Below are 22,598 nucleotides of genomic sequence, written 5' to 3' on the forward strand. Positions count from 1 at the left end.
ACGGCGGGGGGCCGGGTGGGGTTCGTCCTGGTACGCGCGCGGGCACACCGCCTGCTGCTCGCCGCTGCCCTGCTCACCGTGCTGCTGACCACGGCCGTCCTGGCGACTCTCACCGCCTACTCCGGCGCGATCGGCGACGCGGCGCTCCAGCACTCCCTGAACGACGCCCGCAACGCCCCCGACACCGCCCTGCTCGTCAAGGCCGACGTGCCGCCCGCCGAGCGCCCGGCCGCCGACACCGCCGTACGGAAGGCGGCGGGGCGGACCTTCGACGAACTGCCCGTGACCGTACGGACGTTGGTGCGCTCGGGGCCGTACGCCCTGCCGCGTTCGCTCCAGCCGCGGGCCGAGCGGTCCGGCGATCCGGATCTCACCTACTTCGGGGCCCTGGACCGGTCGCAGGTGCGGCTGGTGTCGGGCCGTTTCCCGCGCGCGACGGCCTCGGGGGACGTCGAGGTCGCGCTGCCCCGCACCGCCGCCGAGGGGCTCGGGGTGCGGGCCGGCTCACGGCTCACCCTCGACAACCGGCTCAGCGGGCCCAAGGCGCACATCCTCGTCACCGGCGTCTACCGGCCGGCCGTCGCGAGCGCCGCCTACTGGCTCCTCGACGACCTGCGCGGTCGCGGCCTCAGCACGGCCGGTTTCACGACCTACGGCCCGCTGCTCACCGATCCCGCGAGCCTCGCCGGATTGAGCGCGGGGCAGTCCGCGTGGCTCGCGTCGGCCGACTTCTCCACGCTGACGACCGGGCGGATCGGCACCCTGCGCGAGAGCGCGGGGGCGGGCAGCGCCTCGCTGCGAAAGTCCGGTGCGGTGAAGGGAGTTACCACCGCGACGACCTCGCTGCCGGACGTACTCGACCGGATCGACCGCTCGTTGCTCGTCTCCCGCTCCACCCTGCTGATCGTCGCGCTCCAGCTCGCGCTGCTCGCGGGGTACGCCCTGCTGCTCGTGGCCCGGCTGCTGAGCGCCGAACGGGCGGGCGAGAGCCGGTTGTTGCGGGCGCGTGGTGGTTCCCGGGCGCGGATCGCCGGTCTGTCGGCGGTGGAGGCGCTGCTGCTCGCCGTACCGGCGACGGCAGTTGCCCCCTTGCTGGCGGGGCCGCTCACCGAACTCCTCGCCGGACACGGCGCGTTGGCGCGGATCGGCCTGCACCTGGACACCCCGGCGGGCGGCCGGGCGGGGGTGTGGCTGGTCGCGGCGGCCGTCGCCCTCGGCTGCGCGCTGGCGGTGACGCTCCCCGCGCTCACGTCCACCTTCGAGGGCGGCCGGGCCCGCGCGGTACCCGCTCCGATCCGCGCGGGTGCGGACATCGGGCTGCTGGTCGTGGCCGGCGTCGCCTACTGGCAGCTGAACCGGCAGACCTCGGGCGCCGTCAGCGCCGACAACTCCGGGACGCTGGGCATCGATCCGCTGCTCGTCGCGGCCCCCGCCCTCGCCCTCCTCGCGGGCACGGTCCTGACGCTACGGCTGCTGCCGCCGGTGGCACGGCTGGCCGAGCGCCGGGCCGCCGCCGGGCGGGGGCTGCCGGTGGCGCTGGCGGGCTGGCAGTTCAGCCGCCGTCCGATGCGCGGTGCCGGGCCGGTGCTGCTGCTGGTGCTCGCCCTGGCGCTGGGCATGTTGGCCATCGGGCAGAGCGCCTCGTGGAACCGCTCGCAGAGCGACCAGGCCGACTTCCAGGCCGGGGTGCCGGTCCGCGTACTGGCCGCCGGTGACGGCGGGCTGGGCCGCACGGAGACCTACGCGGACCTTCCCCGCGTACGGGAGGCGGCCCCCGCCGTCCGCACCTCCCTGTCCCTCTCGGGCGACCGCACGGCGACCGTGCTCGCGCTGGACACGGCCCGCGCGTCGGACGCCGTACTGATCCGCCAGGACCTGACATCGGGGCACTCCGCCGGACAGCTGCTGGCCGGCCTCGCACCGAAGGGAAGCACGGCCGGGACCCAAATCCCGGCGGGAACCGCCCGGTTGACGATGCGGGCGGGCATCCGCAGCACGGGCCCACGGACGACGGTCGACGTCACGGCCACGGTCGAGGACCGCTACGGCACGCCGTACCAGGAGCCGCTCGGCCAACTCCCCACGGACGGACGGCCGTACGACCTGACACTCGACCTGCCCCCGGCACTCGGCCCGCTTACCTTCACCGGCCTGCAACTGGACCTGCCCCAGCCCGGAGACCGAGACGCACAACACCGGCTCACAGTCAGCGAGTTGAGCGCCACGGACGCGGAGGGAAAGGTACGGCGGCTGACGCTGCCCACCGCCTGGACGGGGAAGTCCTCCGTCAGCGCGTCCTACGGCACGGCCAACCCGCGTGCTCCCGAGGTGAGTTCGGCGAAACCGCTGACCGTCGACTACGACACGGGATACATCCCGGACAAGGACTTCTGGACGATCGCCTCCGTCACGGTGCAGCTGCGGGTCGTGCAGCCTCCGGCGCCCGGGATCACGGCCGTCGCCACCGACCGCTTCCTGGCCTCGGCGGGCGCGCGCACCGGGCAGCGGGTGCAGGTGACGCTCGGCGGGGAGAACCTGCCGGTGCGGATCGTGGCGGCGGTGCGGGGGCTGCCGACGACGGGTGACTCCGGCGATTCTGCCGCGCAGGACGGGGGTGCGCTGCTGGTCGATCTCCGGTCCGTGAACCGGGTGTTGGAGGCGCGCTACGGCGCGAGCGTCACGCCCACCGAGTGGTGGCTGCGGACGGCGCCGGGTGACGCGGCGACGGTGGCCGCGGCGGTGCGTGCGCTGCCCGATGTCGATCCCACGGAGGTCGTGGTGCGGGAGGAGATCGCCCAGGAACTGCGCGACGACCCGTTCGGCGCGGGACCCGAGGCCGCGTTCGCCGCGGCGGCGCTGGTGGCGGCGGCCCTCGCGGCGGTGGGGTTCGCGGTGAGCACGGCGGGGTCGCTGCGGGAGCGCGGCGCGGAGTTCGCCGTGCTGCGCGCGCTGGGCGCCCCGCGCCGCCAGCTGGCCCGCATGATCGCCGCCGAACAGGGCGTCCTGGTCGCGCTGGCCCTCGTGGTGGGCACGGCCCTGGGCACCGTACTCACCCGCGCGGTGATCCCCCTGATCGTCCTGACGGCCCGCGCGACCCGTCCGGTACCGAGCGTCCTGGTCGAACTGCCCGTCCCCCACGTGGCGTTGCTGCTGGTGGCGGTGGCGGCGACCCCGCTGATCGTGACGGTGACACTGGCGCTGCGCCGGGCCGACCCGGCGACTTCACTCCGGGAGCAGGGGGGTGAGTGAGATGGGGGACGTGAGATCCGCAAGTGCGGGGGATTCCGGGGGCGTTGAGGGCTCCAGAGGTGCTGAGGGCCCCGGCGTCGCCGTGACCGCCCCCTGGGTCCGTACCCGGCTGCGTTCCGCCCCCGGTGCCGCCTGGGCGCTGGCGTTGCTCGTCGTGGTGACCGCGTGTCTGGCCGCCGTGTTCCCGCGGGCGCTGGACCGGTACGAGGACGCCGGGCTGCGGCACACCGCGCGGGAGGCGGGACCCGACCGGACCTCCGTCCAACTGACCGGCGCGCAGCCCGACTTCACGCTTCCGCAGGATCGGCGCGAGGCGGCTCTGCGTTCCGCCGCGCTCCGGAGGCAGTACGACGCCGTGCGCCCCACCGTCGGCCGACCCCTGGTGATCGACCCGGCCCAGTCCGCGTACGGCGTGCGTCCCGCCGACGACCCCGCCGTGCCGGACACCTGGATCCCGCGGCCGAACGGTCTGCCCGCGCACGTCTACCCGGCCACCCAGAGCGATCTCGCCGGACACGCGACCGTCCGGGAGGGCCGGTTGCCGCGCACCTCCGGCCAAGTCACCACGCAGTCTGCGGAGATAGAGGCCGCCGTCACCGCGGCGACCGCCAACAGCCTGCACATCAAGGTGGGTTCGGTGATACACGTGCCGGGCGAGGGACGCGCCCCGCTCGCCGTCCGCGTCACCGGCATCCTCACCCCGCGCGACCCCGCCGGCGCCTACTGGTCGACCCAGCCGCTGCTGCGCACCCCGACCCTGGTGGCCCTGCCGACGCCGGACCGGCCGAAGTACTGGCTGGGCGCCCTGTTGCTGGCCGAGGACGCGGCGCCCGCCCTGCTCGGCACCTCCGCGAAGCCGGGCCCGTACTGGCAGTTGGCGCCCGACCTGAGAGCCCTGCACGCCCACGACCTGGACGCCCTGAAGACGGCGGTCGCGGCGCTCGAATCGGGCCCCGGCCTCCAACTGGCCCGTACCCGCACCACTCCCGACACCGACGTGAGCACCGGTCTCGACGACGTGTTCGCCACCTTCGGCCAACTCCGTTCCGGCATCCGCCCGTTGACCGCCGTCGCGGCCTTCGGCACCGGCACGGTCGCCGTCGTCGTGCTGCTCATGGCGGGCGGTCTCACCGCGGACCGCCGCCGTACCGAACTCGCCCTGCTCCGCGCCCGCGGCGCCTCCCTGCGCGGCCTCACCGCCCGCCTGCTCGCCGAGACGGCCGTGATCGCCGTACCGGCAGGGGCACTTGGCCTGACGACCGCGCTGCTGGCCGTCCCGGAGGGCCGCCGCCGCTACGCCGTCGGGGCAGCCCTCGCGGTCGTCCTCACCGCGTCCGCCGCCCTCCCCGTACGCGCCGCGCTCACCCACCGGGCCGTCCGCGTCCACGGTCCCCGCGAGGACGTGACGACCGTACGTCCGTCCCGGCGCCGCACGGTCGCCGAACTCACCCTGCTGGTAGTGGCGTCCGGCGCGGTGGAGGCCCTGCGCAGGCGCGGCACGTCCGGCTCGGCGGGGGACCAACTGGTGTCGCTGGCACCGGTGTTGGTGGGTGTGATCGCGGCGCTGGTGCTGGTACGCGTGTATCCGTTCCTGCTGCGCCGACTGGCCCGTCCGGCGAGCCGGCTGCGGGGCGCGGTGGGCCATCTGTCGCTGGCCCGGGCGGGCCGTACCTCCGTCTCCGCGGTCCTGCCCCTGCTGGCCCTCCTCACCGCGCTCACCACGGCCGCGTTCGGCGGTTCGGTCCTCGCGGGCGTGAGCGATGCCCGCGACCACGCGGCACTCCTCGCCGTCGGCGCGGACGCCCGCGTCGACGCGACCGCTCCCCTGCCGAGCCAACTCCCCCGCGAGGTACGCCGATTGCCGGGGGTGCACGGTCTCGCCGAGGTGAGCATCACCGACGAGGCGAAACCGCTGGACGGCCTGGAGTCGGTCCCGCTGGTGGGCGTGGACCCCGATGCCTACGCGGAGTTGGCGGGTCACACGGGCCTGGGAGCTTTCCCCGAGGGACAGTTGAAGCGCCCCGCGGGCTCGGGCGCCGTCCTCCCGGCCCTCGCCTCCCCCTCCGTGGCGAGGGCGTACGGCACCCGCCCCTTCCTCGTACGGCTGCCGGACACCAGCGCGGTCACCGTGCGGATCGTGCTCGTCCGGGACGTGACCCCGGCCGTGTCCGGCGCCGACTTCCTGGTCGTGGACCGCACCGGGTTGTCCGGTACGGCGGCCCGCCCAACCTCGCTGCTGGTGACCGGCGACCGGGTGAGCGGGGCCGCGCTGCGCAAGGCGGCCGGGGCCTCGGCCGGGGTGACGGTACGGGCCGAGGAACGCGCCCGGTACGTCGACTCGCCCCTCCAGTCCGGCGCCGAGCGCATCTACACGGCGGCGGTGGCGGCGGGCGCCGGTTACGCCGTACTGGCCCTGCTGCTCTCCCTGCTGCGCGCCGCGCCGGAACGCGCCGCGCTCCTGGGCCGCCTCCGCACGATGGGCCTCACGCGCGCACAGGGCCGCCGTCTGCTGGTCCTGGAGTCGCTGCCCCAGGCCCTGTTGGCGGCGGTGGGCGGCGCGCTCACCGGCTGGGCGACGGTCCGTCTGCTCGCCCCCGGCATGGACCTGACGTCGGTGGCTCTCGCGTCGACTCAGAACCCGGTCGGGGAGGCCAGGCTGAGGATCGATCCGGTGTCACTGGCCGTCCCGGCGATCGGGGTGCTGCTGGTGGCGGTAGGGGTCGCGGGGGTGCAGGCGTGGTGGTCCGGACGGCGGGGATCCGTACGGGAGTTGAGGGCGGGAGACGCGCGGTGAGTCGTAGCGACACGGTGTACGCCGAAGGCAGTTGGGACCGAGGAGATCACCGATGACCACGAACCCCACCCTCGCCGACCTGGCCACCCGCGCGGCCGAGAGCCGCAACCGGCCCGCCTACGGCCATGACGCGCTGATCACCTGCGACCGGCTGGTCCGTGTCTTCACCGCGGACGGGGTCGAGGTGCAGGCGCTGCAGGGGCTCGATCTCCTGGTCAGGGAGGGCGAGTTGATGGCTCTGGTGGGGGCCTCGGGCAGCGGCAAGTCGACGCTCATGAACATCCTGGCCGGGCTGGACACGCCCACCGCCGGTGCGGCCCGGGTCGCCGGCCGGGATCTGCTCACGATGACCGCCAAGGACCGGCTCGCCTACCGTCGTGAGGTCGTCGGGTTCGTCTGGCAGCAGACCTCCCGCAATCTGCTCCCCTATCTGACGGCGGCTCAGAACATCGCCCTGCCCATGCAGTTGTCCGGCCTCCGCTCCGGGCGCCGGGCGAAGGCCGAACGGGCCCTGGAACTGCTGGAGTTGCTGGAGGTAGCCGACTGCCGCGACCGGCGTCCGCGGGAGATGTCGGGCGGTCAGCAACAGCGGGTGGCGATCGGGGTGGCCCTCGCCAACGCCCCGGCCGTGCTGCTCGCCGACGAGCCCACCGGCGAACTCGACTCCCACACCGCCGAACAGGTCTTCGCCGCGTTCCGCACGGCGAACGAGCGGTTGGGCACCACCATCGTGATCGTCACCCACGACCAGGCGGTGGCCACCGAGGTCCGCCGTACGGTCGCCATCCGCGACGGCCGCACCTCCACGGAGGTCCTGCGGCGCAGCGAGGTCGACGCGACGACGGGCCACGAGACGGTCGTGGCGCGGGAGTACGCGATGCTGGACCGGGCGGGGCGGCTCCAACTCCCCGCCGAATACACGGAGTCGCTGGATATGCGGGACCGGGTGGCTCTGGAGCTGGAGGCGGACCACATCGGCGTGTGGCCCGACGACAGCGAGCAGCGGTGACCGCGCTCAGCGCACGCTGACGCCGAGCGCCCCAAGTCCCGCCCTGCGGACGGCGATCGAGCCGTACGGGGTGCGGAGCCGCAGCCACGCGCCGGACGAGAAGAGGCCCGACTCGCCGCCGGGGCGGAGGAACCCGAGGGACTGGGCCGCGTGCACGGCGCGCACCGGGAGCGAGGTCTCGCCGACCGTGCGGGACCAGATCTCCCGTCCTATGCGGTCGAGTTCGGTGCGCGTGCGGGTCTCGGCGGTCAACTCCTGGGTGCGGGAGCGGAATTCGGCGACTCCGGCCGCGATCATCCCGCGCAGCGCCTGCGGACCCGGCAGCCCGGACTCCGGGGTCCAGCCGCCGCGGGGCGGCAGCACCCCGGCCCACGGCGGGCCGGTCACCGCGGCCGGTACCCCGGCCGTCGCCGCCAACTCGTCGAGGGATTCAAGGAGTTCACCGGCGGAGACGGTCACGTCGAGGGTGACGTCGAGGCCGTTCTCGTAGGGCTTGGCGAGGCGCACCGCGCGGATGGCGAGGACCTCGAAGGACGGCGGCCGGCCGAAGACGGCGAGCGCCGTGCCGGACGCCTGAAGGCGGACGGCGGCGGCGCGGTCGTAGTGGAGCAGCCGGGAGAGGAAGGCCGCGAGATCCGCCGCCTCCCCTTCGTCGGCGAGGTGGAGGACCGTCATGCGGCGACGGCCTCGTCCTCGGCGTCGTCCCGGTATTCCTCCAGGAACTCGCGTTCCTCGGCGGTGATCCGGCGCGGGCGCTGTGCCTCGAAGTCGAACGGGACGACGACCGTGGCGGCCCGGACGTAGACCAGGTCGCCGTCCTTCACCTCGTAGGTGATGGTGAAGGACGCCGCCCTGATCTCCGTGATCCACAGCTCGATGTCCACGGGCGCGTGCCGGTGGACGAGCTGGCGTTTGTAGTCGATCTCGTGGCGCGACACCACCGACCCCTGCTGGAAGTCCTTGTCCGGGCGGAACAGGAAGTCGATACGGGCTTCCTCCAGGTAGCGGAGGAAGACCACGTTGTTCACGTGGCCGTACGCGTCCATGTCCGCCCAGCGCAGCGGGCAACGGTAGATGTGGCGCAAGAAGATCAGCCCCGGGTCAGCTTCTTGTAGGTGGCGCGGTGCGGACGCGCCGCGTCCGCACCGAGTCGCTCGACCTTGTTCTTCTCGTACGACTCGAAGTTGCCCTCGAACCAGTACCACTTCGACTCGCCCTCGTACGCGAGGATGTGCGTCGCGACCCGGTCCAGGAACCAGCGGTCGTGGGAGATGACCACGGCCGCGCCGGGGAACTCCAGCAGCGCGTTCTCCAGCGACGACAGGGTCTCCACGTCGAGGTCGTTGGTGGGCTCGTCGAGGAGCAGCAGGTTGCCGCCCTCCTTGAGGGTCAGCGCCAGGTTCAGGCGGTTGCGCTCACCACCGGAGAGGACACCCGCCGGCTTCTGCTGGTCCGGGCCCTTGAAGCCGAAGGCGGACACATAGGCCCGCGACGGCATCTCGACCTGGCCGACGTTGATGTAGTCGAGCTCGTCGGAGACGACGGCCCACAGCGACTTCTTGGGGTCGATGTTGGCGCGGCTCTGGTCGACGTAACTGATCTTGACGGTGTCGCCGACCTTGATGGAGCCGGAGTCCGGGGTCTCAAGGCCCTGGATCATCTTGAACAGCGTGGTCTTGCCCGCGCCGTTGGGGCCGATGACCCCGACGATGCCGTTACGCGGCAGCGTGAAGCTCAGGTCGTCGATGAGAACCTTGTCGCCGAACGCCTTGGAAAGGCTCTGGACCTCGACGACGATCGAGCCCAGCCGCGGGCCCGGCGGGATCTGGATCTCCTCGAAGTCCAGCTTCCGCATCTTGTCGGCCTCGGCTGCCATCTCCTCGTAACGGGCGAGACGCGCCTTGGACTTGGTCTGACGGCCCTTGGCGTTGGAGCGAACCCACTCCAACTCCTCCTTGAGCCGCTTCTGGCGCTTCTCGTCCTTGCGGCCCTCGACCTTGAGGCGGGTGGACTTCTTTTCGAGGTACGTGGAGTAGTTGCCCTCGTAGGGAATCGCACGGCCGCGGTCCAGTTCGAGGATCCACTCGGCGACGTTGTTCAGGAAGTACCGGTCGTGCGTTACGGCGACGACGGCGCCCGCGTACTTCGTGAGGTGCTGCTCCAGCCAGTTCACCGACTCGGCGTCGAGGTGGTTGGTGGGCTCGTCGAGGAGGAGCAGGTCCGGGGCCTCGATCAGCAGCTTGCAGAGCGCGACGCGGCGCTTCTCACCACCGGAGAGGTTGACGACCGGCCAGTCGCCGGGCGGGCAGCCCAGCGCGTCCATGGCCTGCTCCAGCTGCCCGTCGAGGTCCCAGGCGTTGGCGTGGTCCAGGTCTTCCTGGAGCTTGCCCATCTCGTCAAGGAGCGCGTCCGAGTAGTCGGTCGCCATCAGCTCGGCGACCTCGTTGAAGCGGTTGAGCTTGCCCATGATCTCGGCGGCGCCGTCCTGGACGTTCTCCAGGACCGTCTTGGTCTCGTCCAGCTCCGGCTCCTGCATGAGGATGCCGACGCTGAAACCGGGCGACAGGAACGCGTCGCCGTTCGAGGGCTGCTCAAGGCCCGCCATGATCTTGAGAACGGTGGACTTACCGGCACCGTTCGGCCCGACCACACCGATCTTCGCGCCGGGCAGGAAGCTCAGCGTCACGTCGTCAAGGATGACCTTGTCGCCGTGCGCCTTGCGCGTCTTGCGCATGGTGTAGATGTACTCAGCCAAGAGAAACCGTCCGGCAGCTTGAAATCTGGAGTGGGCAGACGTATCCATCTTGCCTGAGGTCCCGGCTTGGGTGGTAACCCGTTTGGTCGGGGGGCTGTGAGCTGGGGGTTCGGGAGTGACGCCCGGTGGATGAGCTGTCGCCGCGGGTCGTCGGTACGCCGATGAGCCCGCCCGGGCGCACCGTCCTCGGTCGATGTCGGTCATTCCGCCCCCGGGGCCCGTGGGGTGCAGTACGTGGTTCCGCGGGTCCGGGATCGGGTCGACCAGCGCTCCCCACGCGATGCCGGCCACCTCCACGACGATCCGCGGAACGGGACGATCGGCGGAACGGGTCGTCGGCCGTACCCGCCTGGCACGCGTCCCCGCGAGCCGCCCGGACGAAGGCCCGCCACGCGGCGGGCGCGAGCACGAACAGCACTCCGCTCACCCTCCCCGGCCGGGGACCACCCGCCCCCGCACGACCAGCAGGAGGTCCCTCCAGCCCGCCACGGCGCCGAGGGTCAGGCTCCCGACGCCCGCCACCCCGAGGACACTGGGCGACAGCTCATGCCGGGCTGTGCACGCACTCCGGGAGTCACGGCGGGCCCGGGCTGTCAGCCCTGTCCGGGCTTCCGGTCCCGCAGCAGGACCAGGGTCGTCGCGCCGATGCCGACCAGGCCGAGGGCGAGGACCGTGATCATCGGGGTGATGCCGGAGCCGCCCGTCTCCGCGAGGTTCGTGTCGACGGTGGTGCCGCCCACCGTCGCGGGGCTCGGTTCGCTGAGCGTCTGCGTCACGGCACCGCCCGCGTCGCTCTGCGTGCGGCAGTCGAGGACCCCGGTGAATCTCTTCTCGTAGCCGTTCGGCGCCGTGATCGTGAAGTCGTACGCCTGGTCCTCCTGGAGCGGGACCTTCACCGTCGCGGACTTCCCGGCGTCGATGCCGTGCTCGATACCCATCAGCTCGAAGGTGAACGTCTGGTCGCCCTGGTTGGTCGCGGTGATGTCCAGGGCGCCCTCGGCACAGTTCTTCTGCGCCGACAGTGCCGGTATGGCACCGGTCTCCGCCCAGTTCGCGCTCGCGGCGGCGGCGACCGTCGACTCGCTGGAACCGGCGAGGATCTGCGTCTGGCTCCTGCTCTCGGAGGTGAAGGCCCGGCCGACGGGCACGGTGGTGGAGGCCTGCACGGTCAGGTCGGCCGACCCGGCCCCGGCGTCCTCGGGCACGTCGAAGAACACCTGACTGCCGTCCACCGCCGACGTGACGGCCTTGCCGTCCTTGTCGACGATCCGGACCTTGGTGGTGGCGGCATCCGCGGGCGGTGTCACCGTCACCCCGGTCGCGTTGGTGTGCACGGTCACCGGGCCGAGCCGCTCACCGGGGTGCCCGGACACGGCGGGCGGGTCGAGGGTCAGCGAGGCCTTCGGCTCCGCCACGTTCCGCGCGCTCTTCTCCAGGTAGTCCGCGAGCTTCTCCGCCTGCGGGTCGACCGCGTCGACGTCGGCGCCGTCCGAGTAGCGCCAGATGGCCACCTGGGTGCCGGCCGCCGCGTCGCTCTCGGTCAGGCCCTTGGTGCCGGCCTTCGCGGAGAGCGCCGCGAGGTCGTTCACCTGCGGGTAGGAGTGCTGCAGGATCCAACTGATCCTGCCTGCGCTCTTGTTGGCGCCCAGCGAGGTGCCGCTCCACGCGGTCTCGTGGTACTTGGCGTCCCGCTGGGTGGGGTTGCGGAGGTCGACGCAGTACGTCTGCAGGGTGCCGCCGCCGTCCACGGACATCTCGAACAGGCCCGCGGAGACCTGCTGGTCGCCGCTGTCCCCGTGGATCACGGCGGCGCCGTACGTCTTGAGCCCGCCTATCGTCGCCGTCGCCCCGCCCTGGGTCTGCGGTGTCTCGTCGGCGACGGCCGGGCCGGCACCGGCCAGCACTCCGGCGGCGACGAGTCCGCACGCCCAGGTCGCGGCGACGAAGCGCGCAGCGCCTCGGCCGCGCAGGGACAGCGCGGAGAACACAGACAACGCAGGTGACACGGAATTCCCCTTCGAGCAGGACCCGTCGACGTGGGCGTGCGGTCCCACCAGCAGAATCAGAGCACCGGGAACTGTGCCCGAGCCATGCCCGGCATCCTAGGGACGCGGGCGCACCGCCTTCTCCAGTCGGGTCGTCCGATAACCGATCCGACTCGGAATCGTTATCCCCAAGATCGCCCGCGAGCAGGGCTTATCGACAAATCCACCGGGTCTTTCGGAGCGCATTCATCGATAAGCCGCAGTTCGATCAGCCGGGGGCATTCACTGACATCACGTCACCACGAGGCTTTCCGCGAGCTGTTGGTCGGAAAGCTGTCCGTCGGCGGAAACAGCGTCCTCGACGGAATCCGTGGAATCGGTGGAATCGGTGGTCGAGTCGGGCGAATCCCCCGTCGGTGTCTCCCAGTTGGGCTCGGGCCGGGGCGGAGAGGCCGCCGTCTCCTGCCTGTTGGCCCGGCGGAAGGCCGAGGTGCCGCGCGCCAGGTCGTGGCCGATCGCCATCGCGTCGATGTCCGCCGAGGCCCAGTTCGACTGTCCCTCGCGTGCCTCCGTCCGCACCTTGAGCCGGCCCTGGACGACGACGGGGTCGCCGACCGACAGCGACGCCGCCACGTTCGTGGCCAGTTGGCGGTTGGCCCACACCGTGAAGAAGCTGGTGTGGCCATCCGTCCACACGCTCTTCTCGCGGTCGAAGTACCGCGCGGTCACCGCCAGCCGGAACCGCGCCGACGGTCCCGCCGCCAGGTCCCGGTACATCGGCTGGGTCGCCACATTCCCGACCGCGCAGATCGTGGTGTCGTTCATCGCTCGTCCCTCCCTGACCCGGCCCCGCGGGGCCGAGCGGAAACGTGTACGGGCCCGTCCCGTACGGCTGCAGTCAGACTGCCTCCGCCGAGCCGGGCCCGCTGAGCGCTGTGGACCACCGCCCACCTGTGGAAAACCTCGTCACCCGGACGAGGGAACGACGTCCGGACCGTGACTCACCCGCCCACAGCGCCGCCGGTGTTCACCCGGCCCCGATGCCCGCCCCCGTGACCCGCGCGTACTGCTCCCGCACCTCCCGGTACCGCAGCAGTTCCGCCGCCAGCGGATCGAGCACCCGCGCCCGTCCGCATCCCGCCGCCGCCTCCCGCAATCGGCGTTCCGCGTCGAGGCCGTAGCGGCGGGCGGGGCCGCGGGCCGCCAGCCGGCAGCTCCACTCGACGAGCGGGCCGCCGATGATGCCGGCCACCATCAGGAGCACCGGCACGCCCAGGTTCGGTGCCATGAAGCCGATGATCTGGCCCACCAGCCAGATCCCGCCGACGACTTGGAGGATCGTCATGGACGCCTGCGCGAGGACGGCCGCCGGCCACCAGCCCGGCCGGGGCGGCCGTCCCACGGGCAGCCCGGCCCGCGCCGCCAGTTCGTCCAGGGCCTCGGGCAACCCCTGCGACCCGCGTACGGCCGCCTCGCGCACCGCCTGCGCCCACGGCGCCGGGAGCCCGCCGGAGGCCCGGTCGGCGACCGTACGGACCGCCTGTTCGACGCGCTGGCGTGCCGTGGCCTCCTCGTCCGCCTGGGCGCGGACCGGCAGTCGGCCGGTGATGGGTTCGCGCCGGTCGTTGTACCAGCGCCACAGCCGCAGCCAGGGCGTGCCGCAGGCGCGGTTGGCGTTGCGCAGCCAGGCGCGTTCGGCGGCCTCGCCCGCGGCGGTGGCGCCCACCGAGTCCGCGAGCCGCGCGGCGAACTCGTCCCGCGCCTCCTCGCTGAGCCCGGTGCGCCGCCCCGTGGCGTAGACGGGCCGCAGTCGCCACGCGGCGGCGTCCACATCGGCCGAGATCCGCCGTGCCGCGGCCCCGCGGTCCCCCACGAACTGGCCGAGAACCTCGCGCAGTTCGGGGATGCCGTCCCCGGTGAGCGCGGACAGGGAGAGCACGGTCGCGCCGGGTTCGCCGTACTCCCCCAGGGCGATGCCGTCCTCGTCCAGGAGCCGCCGCAGGTCGTCGAGGACCTGGTCGGCGGCCTCTCCGGGGAGCCGGTCGATCTGGTTGAGGACGACGAACATGACCTCCGCGTGGCCCGCCATCGGCCGCAGATAGCGCTCATGGAGGATCGCGTCGGCGTACTTCTCCGGGTCGACGACCCAGATGACCGCGTCGACGAGCGCGAGCACCCGGTCGACCTGTTCGCGGTGCGCGACGGCCGCCGAGTCGTGGTCGGGCAGGTCCACCAGGACGAGCCCGCGCAGCTGGGCCTCCATCTCGGCGCTCTGCAGGGGGCGTCGGCGCAGCCGTCCCGGGATGCCGAGCCGGTCGATGAGGGTGGCCGCGCCGTCGCTCCAGCTGCACGCGATGGGCGCGGCGGTGGTGGGCCGTCGTACGCCCGTCTCCGAAATGGCCACTCCGGCGAGCGCATTGAAGAGCTGCGACTTGCCGCTGCCGGTGGCGCCGGCGATGGCGACCACGGTGTGCTGCCCGGAGAGCCTGCGCCGCGCGGCGGCCTCGTCGAGCACCCGCCCCGCCTCCGCGAGGGTCCCGCTGTCGAGCCGGGTGCGGGAGAGCCCCACGAGTTCGCGCAGCGCGTCGAGACGGGACCGTAGCGGCCCGTCGTACGCCAACGGGGCCGGGACGTGCGCGGCTTGTGCGGCGTGCGCGCTGTGCGCGGCCTGCGCGCGGGAGGCCCTGATCTCCACGGCGGCGGCCTGCTGCGCCGCGGTGGTCTCGTTGACCCGCCGCGCGATCAGCCCGTCGTCCCAGGAACCGGTCGGTTCCTCGGGGTCCGCCGGATCCGCGGACGCCTTGGATTCCGTCCGGCCCGAGGTGTCGGCGTCGGCCCGCACGCGCGCGTGGTCGTCGGCGTCCTCCGGGGTACCCGCCTCCTCCGCAGCCTCTACGGGGAGGCCGTTCGCGGAGGCCGCCTCTGGATCGCCCTCTACGGAGGAGGCGTTCTCGGGGTGCTCGTCCTTGGCGGCGACCGCGTCCCCGGCGTGTGTGACGTGGTCCATCTCGTCCGTGTGGTCCTGGTCAGTGACGGCAGTCACCGGTCACCTCTCCTTCTGCAGTACGGACAGCGCGGCGATGAGTTCGGCCTGGGGTTCGGGGTGCACCTCAAGGGCGTCGAGCGGGGCGAGCCGTCGTTCGCGCTCGGTGTGCACGACCCGGTCCAGATGTTCGTTGAGCAGCCGCCCGGCCCGGTCGCGCAGCCGCAACGCGCCGTGGGCGCCGATCCGTTCGGCGAGCCCCTCGCCCGCGGACCGCGCCCTACGGCCGCCCAGCAGCGCGGTGGCGACCAGCGCGGCGACCACCTCGGGATCGGGCGCGATGCTCCGGTCGAGGTCGCTCACCTCCTCCTCGGCGTACTCCTCCAGCTCGCGCCGCCACCGCCGTACGGCCATCCCGATGCGGTGCTCGGCGCTCTCCGGCGACGGATCGCGCTCGGCGAGCTCTGGGGCGCCCGCGGCCGGTTCGCGGCGCCAGGCGTCGTCGACGCGCTCGTCGGCGGCCGTGACGGCGCACAGCAGCAGTGCGGCGAGGCTCTCGGCGAGGGCGTCGAGCAGTTCACCGGCGGAGCAGTCGAGCGGGAAGGCGCGCCAGCGCTTCAGCGCGTCCCCGGCGAGCACGGCCCCGGCCTGCAACCGCCCCCGCACCCGCGCGTGCTCGCTGTCGTACGCCCCGTCGACGGCGGCCGTGAGCCGGAGCGCGGCGGCGTACTGGGCGGCGGCGGCGCTGGCCAGTTCGGGCATCCGCGACTTGAGCGAGTCGAGGACGCCGTAGGCCGTGCGGGCCATCGCCTGGTGCCGGGCGCCGGGGTCCTGGGCCTGCTGCACGAGCCAGCTCCGCAGGGTCGCCACGGCACTGGCCGGAAGCAGCCCCCCGCCCCAGGCGGACTCGGGCAGTTCGGGCACCGTGAAGCGGGGTACGTCGCCGAGGCCGGCCTTGGCGAGCAGGGCGCCGTACTGCCGCGACACCTCGGACACCACCTGGTGGGGCACCCGGTCCAGCACGGTGACCAGGGTCGCGTTGTGCTCCTTGGCGGTGCGCAGCAGGTGCCAGGGCACGGCGTCGGCGTAGCGGGCGGCCGTGGTGACCATGACCCAGATGTCGGCGGCGCAGATCAACTCGGCGGCCAGCACCCGGTTGTCGGCCACCAGGGAGTCGATGTCGGGCGCGTCCAGGAGGGCGACTCCGCGCGGGAGGGTGTCGGCGGTCTCGATCCGCAGCACGCGCATACCGTCCTCACCGGGGAGGAGCAACTCGTCCCCCGGGTCCTGATGAGGCACCCACACGCGCGTGAGGTCGGGCAGCACCCGCATGCCGCTGAACCAGTGATGGTCCTCCGGGTGGCAGACGAGCACCGGTGTACGGGTCGTCGGCCGCAGCACGCCTGCCTCGCTGACCCGGCGCCCGACAAGGGAGTTGACGAGCGTCGACTTCCCCGCGCCGGTGGAGCCGCCGACCACGGCCAGCAGGGGTGCTTCGGGTTCTTTCAGGCGGGGCACCAGATAGTCGTCGAGCTGGGCGAGCAGTTCATCGCGATTGGCACGCGCGCGTGGAGCCCCCGCCAGGGGCAGCGGGAAGCGTGCGGCGGCGACACGGTCGCGCAGGGCGGAGAGTGCGTCGAGCAGCTGAGGCCGTACGTCCAAGGTCACCACATGTGAAGAATGCCCAATTTTGGGGGAATTCTGAAGCATATGAGCATGTCTGCGCGCCGACGGAACACAACGGACGGAAGGGATGACTGGGGCATGGGCACAGTCCAGGCATAACGAGTGCACAACACCCGTGGCGCCGGGCACCAAAAGCGATGCACGATTCGTACCTGCCTGCGATTATCAGGACCGCTTCACTGAACCTCCACATCGAGCCACGGAGGTGAAGCAACAGGGACAAGGACCCGGGAGCCCTATCCTTGTCCCCGGCAACGTCACGGACCGGCCCACACCCGGGCACACCACGACCGAGGCCACACACCCGGCCCCCGTAGCTCAGTGGATAGAGCAGGCGCCTTCTAAGCGCTTGGCCGCAGGTTCGAGTCCTGCCGGGGGCGCTTCGCGTACATCCCGTATCCGCCCTCCCCCTGGGAGGGCGTTTTTGCTGGTCAGGGGCATGATAGCGAGCGCGGGGTAGCGGTGACGTAAGGCCGGACCGACCCCCTGGTCACGAGGTCGACAGTCCGGTCGGGAGCAGTGTCGACGCGGCCTCTCCGCGGTCCACACGGCCCCACACGGCCCCACACCCTCCTTGAACAGGGCAAAACGGCATTCAGGCCGTCGCGGTGGTGCGAGGCGCTCCGGCCTTCGACCAGGTCGCCTGGCGGCGGCGGGCGGATCGGGGCGATGCTCCAGGACCGGATCCTGGTCGCACACAACGCCCGGTTCGACTACGACTTCCCGGCCTACGAGTTCACCCGCGCGCGAATGCGGCTGCCGGCGTCCCAGCGGCTCTGCACTTTGGCTTTAAATCGTCAGGTGGACCCGCCCACGAACGACATGAAACCGGGCACACTGGCCGCCCCCTACGACGTACCGCGGCAGCGCGCCCCCGATGCCCTCGACGCCCCCGATGCCCCCGACGCCCTCGACGACACCCGGGTACTCGCCGGCATCCTGCGCACCTCCCTGCGCGAGGCGGCACGGCTCAATCCGCCGTTGCCGCTGGTGAGTTGCCCACCTCCGCGCGGAATCCCAATTCACGCCGAAGCCGCCCAAGACGCCGTGCGCGTACCGCAGTCCGGGGCGGATGCCCCCCGGCGGCCCGCTGCGGCAGGGCATGAAGATCGCGATAACCAGTGAACCAGCTCTCGCCCGGGCGGAGTTGACCGACCGCGGCGTCGCCGACACCCGAGTCCACGAAGGCCCGCCGCGCGGCCACCCAGGGCGTACCGGTCATCGACGAGCCCACGTTCCTACGGCTGTTGGCGGCCATGCGGGGCGGAGCGGCGCACGAGGGGATGACGTCGCCCGCCTCAATCAAGCCGCCAACGACGGGAGTTCAGACCACCGAGCCCGAACCCACCCCGGCACCCGCCCCACCGCTCCCCGCTCCCCGCTCCCCGCTCCCCGCCAACGCACCACCCCCACCCACGACTTGACCACACCGACGCCGCCGCAGCCCGTACCCGCGTCGTCGAACTGGGCGATTCCGCAGCGGTCAACCTCTCCACCGGCGTCACCGACGTAGTCGTCCTGGCCAACGGCGAGCAGGACCGCCGCATGAGCCGCATCACGGCCCTCCAACTCCCCGCACACAAAGCGAATTGGCCCACTTCCCCGACGACCACCACCCCGGGCACAACACCGGTCCGCCCGAAGGAACCACACGTGATGCCAAGGAGCGGCGTCATCGACCTACCCACGCCATCCGACACACCCGCGCCAACACCGCACCCGCACCCGCACCCGAGTGGCACGTCACCGTCACCTGGTCTCCGCACCCCACCTGCGAGATCGACATCGTCGCCTTCATCCTCGACGACAACGAACAGGCCACCTTCGACGAGGACTTCATCTTCTACGGCACCCCCGAAAGCCCCGCCGGCGGAACGATCGGCGCGATCCAGATCGGCGCGCCCCCGGCACCAGCGGATCACCACTCGCCCGAGCCACCCTGGACGCCGCGACAACCGAACGCACCCTGCTCCTCGCGGAGTTCTACCGCAGCCGACCCCTCGGACAACCCGGAATCCATCCGGCCACGACCGGGGTACCGGGCACGCTCACCACACTGTGCCGCCGCCAGCGCTCCGCCCTGCGCCGCCCACGACACAGCCTCCCGGTGACGACCCCGATACGAAGCGGAATCACCCGTGCGAATCCCGTTCCGTACGCCCGTTCCGCCCGCCCGCTCCATCCCCCCTTCCCGCCACCACTTCCCACCCCCCTTCCCGCCCCCGTTTCCACCCGTGTTTCATCCCCGTTTCCGATACGCCCGGATGGATACGCAATGGTCAAGAATTGGCCCCGAACGCTTGTGGGATTTCACAAGGACGGCGGATCATTGGCCGAATCCCGCCCCTCTCCGTCCCCGCCTCATCCCCACCCCCGTCCCCATCCCCGTTAGTTCCCCCTCCTCCCGAACCCGCAGGAGCCCCGGTGGCCGCAGGTCAGATCGACTCCGAGCCGGCCGGTGCGTCGGCCGCAGCGCAGGTGGAGCGGCAGAAGCTGCGTAAGCACTTCGGCCGTTTCGACATCCTCTTCTTCCTCCTCTGCACGATCGTCGGCGTGGACACGATCGGCACGGTCGCCTCGTCCGGCGCCGAGGCGTTCACCTGGCTCATCATCCTGGCCGCGGTGTTCTTCATCCCCTCCGCGCTGCTGATCGCGGAGCTCGGCGCCGCGTTCCCCGAGGAGGGCGGCCCCTACATCTGGACCAGCCGCGCCTTCGGCCGCCTCGCGGGCGCGGTGAACAACTTCCTGTACTGGATCACCAACCCGGTCTGGCTCGGCGGCACCCTCGCCGTCTCCGCCGTCACGGCGTACACGACCTTCTTCAACGACGGCAAGGACCTCAGCACCCCCGCCTTCTACGTCTTCGCCCTCGTCTTCATCTGGGTCGGCGTCCTCGCCGCGATCCTCTCCTTCGACGTCGGCAAGTGGATCCCCACCATCGGCGCCTGGAGCCGCTTCGTCCTCCTGGGCCTGTTCACGATCACGGTCTTCATCTACGGCATCCAGCACGGCCTGCACGGTTTCGGCCTCGGCGACTTCTCCCCGACGTACGCGGGCTTCGTCGGCCTGGTCCCCGTCCTGATGTTCAACTACGTCGGCTTCGAACTGCCCAACACCGCCGGCGACGAGATGACCGACGCCCAGAAGGACGTCCCCTTCGCGATCTTCCGCAGCGCCGCCCTCGCCGTACTCCTCTACGCCCTCCCCATCCTCGGCATCCTGCTCGTCCTCCCGGTCAAGGCCATCACCGGCCTCGGCGGCTTCCTCGACGCGATCCGCCAGGTCTTCACCGTCTACGGCGGTGACGTGGCCGCCGACGGCACCGTCACCAGCAGCGGCGCCGGCACGGTCCTCGGGGACATCGCCGCGGTGCTGTTCATCCTCACGGTGCTGTCCTCCGGCGTCACCTGGGTCATGGGCTCCGACCGCGCCCTCGCCGTCTCCGGCTACGACGGCGCCGCGCCCCGCTTCCTCGGCGTCATCTCCAGCCGCTTCGGCACACCGGTCCGGGTCAACATCCTCAGCGGCCTGGTCTCCACCCTCGTCCTGGTCCTGGCCCACCAGCTCACCAACGGCAGCGCGGCGAAACTCTTCGGCGCCGTCCTCGGCCTCGCCGTATCCACCACGCTGGTCAGCTACCTGGGCATCTTCCCGGCCCTGGCGGTACTCCGCCGCAAGGCCCCGGACGTCCCCCGCCCCTACAAGGCGCCCTTCCCCCGCACCATCAGCACGGTCCTCACGGTGCTCATCCTGTTCGCCAGCATCCAGCTGATCGCCCCCGGACTCGGCGACCACTGGTTCGGCGCCGACTACCTCCCGGACGGCTGGACCCACGCCGAACGCTGGAAGTACCTGCTGACGGAGCTCGTACCGCTCCTCGCCTTCATGCTCCTCGGCGTCCTCTTCTGGGCCCTGGGCAAGCCGACCCGCACGGCCAACTCGCTCTCGCTCAGCAAGGAGTAGCGTTCCGGACGATCACCGGGAACCTACCCAAGGAACTACCGTGCCCCTGCGCTGTGTCGTCCTCGACGACTACCAGAACGCGGCGACCGAACTGGCCGACTGGTCGCCGCTCAAGGACACCGTGGAGGTCGTGAGCCTGCGCGAACACCTCGACGACGAGGGCGAGTTGGCCGCCGCCCTCGCCACCGCCGACATCGTCGTCACCCTGCGCGAACGCGTCCCCTTCCCCGCCTCGCTCCTCGCCCGGCTCCCCCGCCTGAAGCTGCTGATCGCCTCCGGTATGCGCAACTCCGTCATCGACTACACCGCCGCGAAGGCCCACGGCGTCACCGTGTGCGGTACGGCCAGCTCCTCGACCCCGCCCGTCGAACTGACCTGGGCGCTGCTGCTGGGCCTCGCCCGGGGAATCGTCGAGGAGGCCAACTCCCTGCGCGGCGGCGGCCCTTGGCAGCAGACGGTCGGCGCCGACCTGTACGGCCGTACCCTCGGACTGCTCGGGCTCGGCAAGATCGGCAGCCGTGTCGCACAGGTGGGCCTGGCCTTCGGCATGCGCGTCACGGCGTGGAGCCGGCACCTCACGCAAGAGCGCGCGGACGAGGTCGGCGTACAACTCGCCCCGTCCAAGGAGCAGTTGCTCGCGGACAGCGACTTCGTCTCGGTCCATCTCGCCCTCGGCGACCGCACCCGCGGTCTCCTCGGCCCCGCCGAACTCGCCCTCCTCAAGCCCACCGCGTATCTGATCAACACCTCGCGCGCGGCGATCGTCGACCAGGACGCCCTGCTCGCCGTCCTGCGCGAGGGCCGGATCGCCGGCGCCGGGATCGACGTCTTCGACAGCGAGCCCCTCCCCGCCGGCCACCCGATGCGCACGGCCCCGCGCCTGCTCGCGACACCCCACCTCGGGTATGTGTCGCGGGCCAACTACACGGCGTACTACGGCCAGGCCGTCGAGAACATCCAGGCCTACCTGGCGGGTTCACCCGTACGACAGCTGCCGTAGAACCCAGGGCCCGTACGACGGCTGCCGTCGAACCCGAGGCCCCTACGACGGCTGCCGTAGAACCCAGGGCCCGTACAACAGCTGCCGTCGAACCCGAGGCCCCTACGACGGCTGCCGTGGAAACAGCGGGTCACGCGGCTGTCGACAGCCGGTAGATTCCCGCGCTCCGGCGCAGGTGGTGGAGGTCCACCAGGTAGCGCCGGAGCGTCACATGGTCGACCTCGCCCTCGTCGCACCAGGCGCGCAGCTTCTCGTTGACGACGCGCTCGGGGTACTCCATACCGGGGGCGAAGGTCTGCTCGGCGATGTGCTGGAGGACGACCTGCTTGCGGGTCCACTGGGCGGGGAGGCGGATCAGCCGGCCGCCGCGGACGAAGGTCCGCAGGATCATGTCGGTGTGCTCGTCGCCGGTGGCCGGGCCGTCCTCGGCCGGCTCGTCGCCCTCGCGGGCCAGCTGCTTGAACAGGTCGTAGTCGACGCGGAGTTCACCGTCGTCCATGGTCTTCACCACGCCCTGTTCGCGCAGCCGCAGCAGGGCGACGGCCGTGCCCCTCGGGGTCAGGCCCGCCACTTCGGCGACCCGCTCGGAGGTCTCCGCGCCCAGGGCCACCGCCGCGAAGGCGCGCACCCGGTTCTCCTCGGCGAACAGACGGATCAGTTGGTCGGTTGCCATGTCCGGAGGCTAATGGACACCCGACCGCCGGGGGCAACGGTTTTCCGCCGTCGAACATCCGCGCCCGGCGCTCGAAGCCGTGTTCACAAAGGGTGATCCCCGCGTCGGCGCCGTTACCAGCCATGCGCCGCCGCGTTGAACTCCAAGTGCGGTGGCGAGTCCTGCCGTCGCACTCATCGAACCAAAGGAGAACGTGATGTCTCGCATCGCGAAGGCGGCCGTTGTCGCCCTCGGCACGGGTGCCGTGGCGCTCGGTGGCGCCGGCCTGGCCATGGCGGACGCGGGCGCGCAGGGTGCGGCCGTCGGTTCGCCCGGCGTCCTGTCGGGCAACGTCGTGCAGGTCCCGGTCCACATCCCGGTCAACGTCTGCGGCAACACCATCAGCGTGATCGGCCTGCTGAACCCGGCCTTCGGCAACACCTGCGCCAACGTGAGCGGCCACGGCCACCCCGGCCACCCCGGCCCGGGCTACGGCGGCAACGGCTACGGCCACTGATCCGA

The 22,598-nt window shown here is 72.0% G+C and carries 16 protein-coding genes and 1 tRNA gene; 9 read left to right on the forward strand and 8 right to left on the reverse strand.

All coding sequences use genetic code 11. The annotated features are described in order from the left end of the window. The first annotated feature begins 15 nt into the window (after window positions 1-15). The 3 genes from OG407_RS19410 to OG407_RS19420 all read left to right on the forward strand — a co-directional run bounded on the left by OG407_RS19410 (window position 16) and on the right by OG407_RS19420 (window position 7,052). A complete protein-coding gene (locus tag OG407_RS19410; RefSeq protein ID WP_405859662.1) occupies window positions 16-3,249 on the forward strand; it encodes an FtsX-like permease family protein in 3,234 nt (1,077 codons plus the stop codon). A gap of 82 nt (window positions 3,250-3,331) precedes the next feature. Continuing rightward, the gene (locus tag OG407_RS19415) at window positions 3,332-6,043 is read left to right on the forward strand and encodes an FtsX-like permease family protein (RefSeq protein WP_405859664.1); all 2,712 of its coding nucleotides are present in this window, start codon (window positions 3,332-3,334) and stop codon (window positions 6,041-6,043) included. Between the two features lie 52 nt (window positions 6,044-6,095). Next, window positions 6,096-7,052 carry an ABC transporter ATP-binding protein gene (locus OG407_RS19420; RefSeq protein ID WP_405859666.1) on the forward strand — a complete coding sequence of 319 codons (957 nt, stop codon included), beginning with the start codon at window positions 6,096-6,098 and terminating at the stop codon, window positions 7,050-7,052. A gap of 6 nt (window positions 7,053-7,058) precedes the next feature. Here OG407_RS19420 and OG407_RS19425 read toward each other — a convergent pair whose 3' ends face one another. The 7 genes from OG407_RS19425 to OG407_RS19455 form a co-directional block, all read right to left on the reverse strand. Then, window positions 7,059-7,727, reverse strand: a complete 669-nt coding sequence (locus OG407_RS19425; RefSeq protein WP_405859668.1) for a hypothetical protein — start codon at window positions 7,725-7,727, stop codon at window positions 7,059-7,061. Next, window positions 7,724-8,137: a thioesterase family protein gene (locus OG407_RS19430; RefSeq protein WP_328683279.1), complete on the reverse strand. Its 414-nt coding sequence runs from the start codon at window positions 8,135-8,137 to the stop codon at window positions 7,724-7,726. The genes OG407_RS19425 and OG407_RS19430 overlap by 4 nt, the downstream gene beginning before the upstream one ends. Window positions 8,138-8,142: 5 nt before the next feature. Then, window positions 8,143-9,807: an energy-dependent translational throttle protein EttA gene (ettA, locus tag OG407_RS19435; RefSeq protein ID WP_403588150.1), complete on the reverse strand. Its 1,665-nt coding sequence runs from the start codon at window positions 9,805-9,807 to the stop codon at window positions 8,143-8,145. Between the two features lie 593 nt (window positions 9,808-10,400). Continuing rightward, complete coding sequence (locus OG407_RS19440; RefSeq protein WP_405859671.1) at window positions 10,401-11,813, reverse strand: Cys-Gln thioester bond-forming surface protein; 1,413 nt, start codon at window positions 11,811-11,813, stop codon at window positions 10,401-10,403. Between the two features lie 270 nt (window positions 11,814-12,083). Next, the gene (locus OG407_RS19445; RefSeq protein WP_405859673.1) at window positions 12,084-12,617 is read right to left on the reverse strand and encodes a single-stranded DNA-binding protein; all 534 of its coding nucleotides are present in this window, start codon (window positions 12,615-12,617) and stop codon (window positions 12,084-12,086) included. A gap of 202 nt (window positions 12,618-12,819) precedes the next feature. Continuing rightward, window positions 12,820-14,835 carry a GTPase gene (locus OG407_RS19450; RefSeq protein ID WP_405859675.1) on the reverse strand — a complete coding sequence of 672 codons (2,016 nt, stop codon included), beginning with the start codon at window positions 14,833-14,835 and terminating at the stop codon, window positions 12,820-12,822. Between the two features lie 3 nt (window positions 14,836-14,838). Next, a complete protein-coding gene (locus OG407_RS19455) occupies window positions 14,839-16,446 on the reverse strand; it encodes a dynamin family protein (protein ID WP_405859677.1) in 1,608 nt (535 codons plus the stop codon). Between the two features lie 322 nt (window positions 16,447-16,768). Here OG407_RS19455 and OG407_RS19460 point away from each other — a divergent pair. From OG407_RS19460 to OG407_RS19480, 5 genes are all read left to right on the forward strand, one after another. Next, window positions 16,769-16,841: transfer RNA gene (locus tag OG407_RS19460), tRNA-Arg, on the forward strand. A 289-nt stretch (window positions 16,842-17,130) separates the two neighbouring features. After that, a complete protein-coding gene (locus tag OG407_RS19465) occupies window positions 17,131-17,586 on the forward strand; it encodes a hypothetical protein (RefSeq protein WP_405859679.1) in 456 nt (151 codons plus the stop codon). A gap of 464 nt (window positions 17,587-18,050) precedes the next feature. Continuing rightward, window positions 18,051-18,572 carry a TerD family protein gene (locus OG407_RS19470; RefSeq protein WP_405859681.1) on the forward strand — a complete coding sequence of 174 codons (522 nt, stop codon included), beginning with the start codon at window positions 18,051-18,053 and terminating at the stop codon, window positions 18,570-18,572. Between the two features lie 313 nt (window positions 18,573-18,885). After that, window positions 18,886-20,424 carry an APC family permease gene (locus OG407_RS19475; protein WP_405859683.1) on the forward strand — a complete coding sequence of 513 codons (1,539 nt, stop codon included), beginning with the start codon at window positions 18,886-18,888 and terminating at the stop codon, window positions 20,422-20,424. Between the two features lie 40 nt (window positions 20,425-20,464). Beyond that, window positions 20,465-21,424, forward strand: coding sequence for a D-2-hydroxyacid dehydrogenase family protein (locus tag OG407_RS19480; RefSeq protein ID WP_405859685.1), 960 nt, complete (start codon window positions 20,465-20,467; stop codon window positions 21,422-21,424). Window positions 21,425-21,554: 130 nt separating this feature from the next. Here the strand turns inward: OG407_RS19480 and OG407_RS19485 are convergent, their stop codons facing one another. Next, window positions 21,555-22,097 carry a DUF2087 domain-containing protein gene (locus tag OG407_RS19485; protein WP_328683270.1) on the reverse strand — a complete coding sequence of 181 codons (543 nt, stop codon included), beginning with the start codon at window positions 22,095-22,097 and terminating at the stop codon, window positions 21,555-21,557. A gap of 196 nt (window positions 22,098-22,293) precedes the next feature. On the opposite strand from OG407_RS19485, the gene OG407_RS19490 reads away from it, so the two are divergent. Beyond that, window positions 22,294-22,593, forward strand: a complete 300-nt coding sequence (locus OG407_RS19490; RefSeq protein WP_327403990.1) for a chaplin — start codon at window positions 22,294-22,296, stop codon at window positions 22,591-22,593. Window positions 22,594-22,598: the final 5 nt, after the last annotated feature.

Origin of the sequence: Streptomyces sp. NBC_01515 (assembly GCF_045040345.1) — a bacterium.
Taxonomy (GTDB): Bacteria; Actinomycetota; Actinomycetes; order Streptomycetales; family Streptomycetaceae; genus Streptomyces.

Coding starts and splice junctions, on each gene's coding strand:
- OG407_RS19425 (WP_405859668.1), bottom strand. CDS start 7,727: ATGACGGTCCTCCACCTCGCCGACGAAGGGGAGGCGGCGGATCTCGCG.
- OG407_RS19465 (WP_405859679.1), top strand. CDS start 17,131: ATGCTCCAGGACCGGATCCTGGTCGCACACAACGCCCGGTTCGACTAC.
- OG407_RS19445 (WP_405859673.1), bottom strand. CDS start 12,617: ATGAACGACACCACGATCTGCGCGGTCGGGAATGTGGCGACCCAGCCG.
- OG407_RS19490 (WP_327403990.1), top strand. CDS start 22,294: ATGTCTCGCATCGCGAAGGCGGCCGTTGTCGCCCTCGGCACGGGTGCC.
- OG407_RS19420 (WP_405859666.1), top strand. CDS start 6,096: ATGACCACGAACCCCACCCTCGCCGACCTGGCCACCCGCGCGGCCGAG.
- OG407_RS19485 (WP_328683270.1), bottom strand. CDS start 22,097: ATGGCAACCGACCAACTGATCCGTCTGTTCGCCGAGGAGAACCGGGTG.